4 protein-coding genes are annotated in these 5,319 nt (G+C 72.3%); all 4 read left to right on the forward strand.

The annotated features are described in order from the left end of the window. Window positions 1–176: phosphoribosyltransferase family protein (locus JZ5iCDA_RS18520; protein WP_290438818.1), on the forward strand; the 176-nt coding region annotated here is incomplete at its 5' end. A gap of 307 nt (window positions 177–483) precedes the next feature. After that, complete coding sequence (hpf, locus tag JZ5iCDA_RS15240; RefSeq protein WP_069387922.1) at window positions 484–1,161, forward strand: ribosome hibernation-promoting factor, HPF/YfiA family; 678 nt, start codon at window positions 484–486, stop codon at window positions 1,159–1,161. A 102-nt stretch (window positions 1,162–1,263) separates the two neighbouring features. Then, complete coding sequence (locus JZ5iCDA_RS15245) at window positions 1,264–2,511, forward strand: winged helix-turn-helix domain-containing protein (protein ID WP_069387924.1); 1,248 nt, start codon at window positions 1,264–1,266, stop codon at window positions 2,509–2,511. 185 nt (window positions 2,512–2,696) lie between these two features. Further along, window positions 2,697–5,319, forward strand: a 2,623-nt coding sequence (secA, locus tag JZ5iCDA_RS15250) for a preprotein translocase subunit SecA (RefSeq protein WP_069387923.1), incomplete at its 3' end; no start/stop codon positions are given.

A 5,319-nucleotide genomic window follows, 5' to 3' on the forward strand; every position in this document is an offset into this window, starting at 1 on the left:
GCGCCCTCGCCGGCCGCCCGGCCGTCGTCCTCGTCGACGACGTGCTCACCACCGGGGCCACCCTCGCCGCGTGCGAGACGGCGCTCGCCGGCGCCGGGGTCCCCGTGCTCGGCGCGTTCGTGCTGGCCGCGACCCCGGCGCCGGCGGCGCCCGACGCCGTCCCGGCACCGTCCTGAGACCGTCCTGAGACGTCCTGACGCCGCTGTCACGACCGCGTCTCGCACGGTGGTCGAAGGTCCTGCCGTCCACCTGCCGTTGAGACTGCCTGCACGTCGGGGGCGGGGTTAGTCTGAGGTCCAGTCGCCGCGGACGTCCGGGCTCCCAGGACACCTGTGCCCGTCGCCGCGCGAGCGTACCGAGCCGCGGCGCCGTAGCGCGCCGCAGGGAGGTGGTAGGTCCCGCTGGCACCCTGACCGGTGCCCCTCTGACCCGGATCGGCGCCCGCAGCGACGGGCGCCCCTCGAGACCCTCGTGGAGGCTCACATGGAGATCGTCGTCGTCGGCAGGCACACCGAGGTGGCCGAGAAGTTCCGCCGGCACGCGGAGGACAAGCTCGCCAAGGTCCAGCAGCTCGCACCCACCGTGCAGCGCGTGGACGTCGAGGTCACCCACGAGAACAACCCACGGCTCTCCGAGGTCCGCGAACGCGTCGAGCTCACCGTGCGCGACAAGGGACCCGTGGTCCGCGCCGAGGCCGCCGCCGACGACCGGTTCGGCGCCCTCGACCTCGCGATGGAGAAGCTCGCGCAGCGGCTGCGCCGTGCCCGCGACCGTCGCAAGGACCACCGCAACCACACCGTCATGCCTCCCGTCGACGTCCGTCCCTTCGACCCCGCGGCCCACGCCGCACCCCAGCCCGCGGAACCGGCACCGCCGACCGTCCCCACCACCCCCGGGGAAGCCGTCGAGACCCCGCTCGGCGACGGCGACTCGCCCGTCGTCATCCGGCAGAAGCTGCACAGCGCCGAGCCCATGACCGTCGACGACGCGCTGTACGAGATGGAGATGGTCGGGCACGACTTCTTCCTCTTCGTCGACGTCGAGACCGCGCGTCCGTCCGTGGCGTACCGCCGCCGCGGCTGGACCTACGGCGTCGTCGCGCTCGACACGTCCTGCTCCGGGGCCGAGGTGCCGATGGGCAAGAGCGCCCTGACCGGGTGAGGGTGAGGGTGGGCCGTGACGCCCACCCTCACCCTCCTCGCCCCGCCTCGGCGGGATGTGGGCGGGGTGGGGCAGGATCGAGGCGTGGTCGCCATCGAGTCGATGTCCCTCCCGCAGGCACGCCGCGTCGCGCTCGCGGCGCAGGGGCTGCACAGGCCTCGTCCGTTCGGGGGCGCCGGCGGTGAGGGGCGGCCCGGTGCCCCCACCATGCGGCACGTGCAGGGCGTGGTCGACCGGCTCGGGCTGCTGCAGATCGACTCCGTCAACGTGCTCGCGCGGGCGCACCTCATGCCGCTGTACGCCCGGCTCGGGCCGTACGACACGGCGCTGCTCGACCGCGCGGCCGGTCGGGCACCGCGGCGGCTCGTCGAGACGTGGGCGCACGTCGCGTCGTACGTGCCGCCGAGCACGTGGCCGCTGCTCGAGTGGCGGCGGCGCCGCTACCGCACGGAGGCGTGGGGCACGATCAGCGCGGTCGAGATGACGCACTCCGACGCCGTCGAGGACGTGCGCCGCCTCGTCACGGAGCGCGGTCCGATCACGGCGAGCGAGGTGCACGCGATCCTCGAGGAGGAGGGGCGCGCCCACCCGCGCGACACGTCGCAGTGGGGCTGGAACTGGACCGTCGCCAAGCGCGCCCTGGAGTTCCTCTTCTTCACGGGGGAGATCACCTCGGCCCGGCGCAACGCCGCGTTCGAGCGCTGCTACGACCTCACCGAGCGCGTGCTGCCGCCGGCCGTGCTCGCCGCGCCGCCGGTCGCCGACGCCGACGCCGTGCGCGCGCTCCTCGAGATCGGGGCCCGCGCGCACGGCGTGGGCACGCTGCGCTGCTTCAAGGACTACTTCCGTCTCGCCGGCCCGGCGGTCCGCACCGCGCTGGACGAGCTCGTCGAGGCGGGGACGCTGCGGCCCGTCGTCGTGCGCGGCTGGGACGAGCCCACCTACCTGCACGCCGACGCGGCCCTGCCGCGGCGTGCGACGGCGACGACGCTGCTCAACCCGTTCGACCCGCTCGTCTTCGAGCGCACGCGCCTCGAGCGGCTCTTCGACGTGCACTACCGCATCGAGATCTACGTGCCCGCGGCCAAGCGCGTGCACGGGTACTACGTGCTGCCGTTCCTCGAGGGCGAGGACCTCACCGCGCGCGTCGACCTCAAGGCCGACCGCCGGGCCGGGGTGCTGCGCGTGCTGTCCGCGCACCGCGAGCAGGCCGCGGGGCCGGCGACCGCGCCCCGCCTCGCCGCGGAGCTGCGCGTCCTCGGCGCCTGGCTCGGCGTCCCGGAGGTCGACGTGGTCCCCGCCGGCGACCTCGCGCCGGCGCTCGCCGCGGAGGTCGCGGCGTCCGCCTGACCCGTCCCGCCGGGCGCGGGGTTCGTCGTCGGCGAAACGCGAGCGGGGCCGACGGGCGGCCGACTCGCCTACGATGTTGTACGACGTCGCCGTCGTCCGCCGCCGCGCGCCACCCGCGCGGAGGAGGGCGGCGGCCCTCCTCCCGGGCCGTCCGGCCCGGGACGCGATCGATACGGGAGTCCTGCGTGCCTGCGATCCTCGAGAAGGTCCTGCGCTTCGGCGAGGGCCGGATCCTCAAGAAGCTGTCCGGCCTGGCCGACCAGATCAACAGGCTGGAGCCGAGCTTCGAGGACCTCACCGACGAGGAGCTCCGCGAGGAGACCGACCGCTTCAAGGCGCGGCTCGAGGGCGGCGCCACGCTCGACGAGCTGCTCCCGGAGGCGTTCGCCGCCGTGCGCGAGGCGTCGCGGCGCACGCTCGGCCAGCGCCACTTCGACGTCCAGCTCATGGGCGGCGCGGCGCTGCACCTCGGCAACATCGCCGAGATGAAGACCGGTGAGGGCAAGACGCTCGTCGCGACGACGGCCGCCTACCTCAACGCGCTCGAGGGCAAGGGCGTGCACGTCGTCACGGTCAACGACTACCTGGCGAAGTACCAGAGCGAGCTCATGGGCCGCGTCTACCGCTTCCTCGGGCTCAGCACGGGCGTGATCCTGTCCGGCCAGACGCCGGCCCAGCGCCGCGAGCAGTACGCCGCCGACATCACGTACGGCACGAACAACGAGTTCGGCTTCGACTACCTGCGCGACAACATGGCGTGGTCCACCGACGACCTCGTCCAGCGCGGCCACCACTTCGCGATCGTCGACGAGGTCGACTCGATCCTCATCGACGAGGCGCGCACGCCGCTCATCATCTCGGGCCCCGCGTCGGGCGACGCGAACCGCTGGTACGGCGAGTTCGCGAAGGTCGTGCGGCGCCTGAACGTCGGCACCGACTACGAGGTCGACGAGAAGAAGCGCACCGTCGGCGTGCTCGAGCCGGGCATCGAGAAGATCGAGGACTACCTCGGCATCGACAACCTCTACGAGTCGCTCAACACCCCGCTCATCGGGTTCCTCAACAACGCCATCAAGGCCAAGGAGCTCTTCAAGCGCGACAAGGACTACGTCGTGCTCAACGGCGAGGTCATGATCGTCGACGAGCACACGGGCCGCATCCTGCCCGGCCGCCGGTACAACGAGGGCATGCACCAGGCCATCGAGGCCAAGGAGGGCGTGCAGATCAAGGCGGAGAACCAGACGCTCGCCACGATCACGCTCCAGAACTACTTCCGCCTGTACTCCAAGCTCTCGGGCATGACCGGTACGGCCGACACCGAGGCCGCGGAGTTCCAGGGCACGTACAAGCTCGGCGTCGTGCCGATCCCGACGAACCGCCCGATGCAGCGCATCGACCAGCCCGACCTCGTCTACAAGAACGAGGAGGGGAAGTTCGACGCGGTGGTCGCCGACATCGTCGAGCGCCACGCCAAGGGCCAGCCCGTCCTCGTCGGCACGACGAGCGTCGAGAAGTCCGAGCTGCTCTCGTCCAAGCTGAAGAAGCAGGGCGTCCCGCACGAGGTGCTCAACGCGAAGCAGCACGCGCGCGAGGCCGCGATCGTCGCGCAGGCGGGCCGCAAGGGCGCCGTCACGGTCGCGACGAACATGGCCGGCCGCGGTACCGACATCATGCTCGGCGGCAACGCCGAGTTCATGGCCGTCGCGGACCTGGCGGCCCGGGGTCTCGACGCCGCGGAGAACGCGGAGGAGTACGAGGCCGCCTGGCCGGACGCGCTCGAGAAGGCCAAGGCCGCCGTCGCGGCGGAGCACGACGAGGTGAAGGAGCTCGGCGGGCTCTACGTCCTCGGCACCGAGCGCCACGAGTCGCGCCGCATCGACAACCAGCTGCGCGGTCGTTCCGGCCGTCAGGGCGACCCGGGCGAGTCCCGCTTCTACCTGTCGATGCAGGACGATCTCATGCGCCTGTTCAACTCGGGTCTCGCCGAGACGATGATGAACCGCGCGGGCTTCCCCGACGACGTGCCGCTCGAGTCGAAGATGGTCACGCGCGGCATCGCGAGCGCGCAGGGCCAGGTCGAGTCGCGCAACTTCGAGATCCGCAAGAACGTCCTCAAGTACGACGACGTGCTCTCGCGCCAGCGCACCGTCATCTACGACGAGCGCCGCCGGGTGCTCGAGGGCGAGGACCTCCACGAGCAGGTGCAGCACTTCCTCGGCGACGTGATCCGCGCGTACGTCGAGGGCGCGACGGCCGAGGGCAACCCCGAGCACTGGGACCTCGACGCGCTGTGGACCGCTCTCAAGGCGGTCTACCCGATCTCGATCGAGGTCGACGAGGTCGTGGAGCAGGCGGGCGGCGCGACGCGCCTGACGCAGGAGCTCCTGCTCGAGGAGATCCTCTCCGACGCGCGCATCGCCTACCAGAGCCGCGAGGAGCAGCTCGGCTCGGCCAACATGCGCCAGCTCGAGCGCCGGGTCACGCTCTCGGTCCTCGACCGCAAGTGGCGCGAGCACCTCTACGAGATGGACTACCTCAAGGAGGGCATCGGCCTGCGGGCGATGGCTCAGCGCGACCCCCTGGTGGAGTACCAGCGCGAGGGCTACCAGCTCTTCCAGGCGATGACCGAGGCCATCAAGGAGGAGACGGTCGCGTACCTCTTCAACCTCGAGGTCAAGGTCGCCGAGCCGGGTGCCGACCAGGCGGGGACGCCCACGGTGATCGACGCCGCGCAGGCGGCGCGGGCGGCGCAGTCCGCGGCCGGTCAGGCGCTCGGCGGTGCCGCCGGCGCGGTGACCGCGGGGGCCA

The sequence above is a fragment of the Cellulosimicrobium cellulans genome (assembly GCF_001722485.1).
Taxonomy (GTDB): Bacteria; Actinomycetota; Actinomycetes; order Actinomycetales; family Cellulomonadaceae; genus Cellulosimicrobium; species Cellulosimicrobium cellulans_A.

Excerpts from the sequence above, each read along its gene's own strand:
- hpf (WP_069387922.1), top strand. The coding sequence starts at position 484 with ATGGAGATCGTCGTCGTCGGCAGGCACACCGAGGTGGCCGAGAAGTTC.
- JZ5iCDA_RS15245 (WP_069387924.1), top strand. The coding sequence starts at position 1,264 with ATGTCCCTCCCGCAGGCACGCCGCGTCGCGCTCGCGGCGCAGGGGCTG.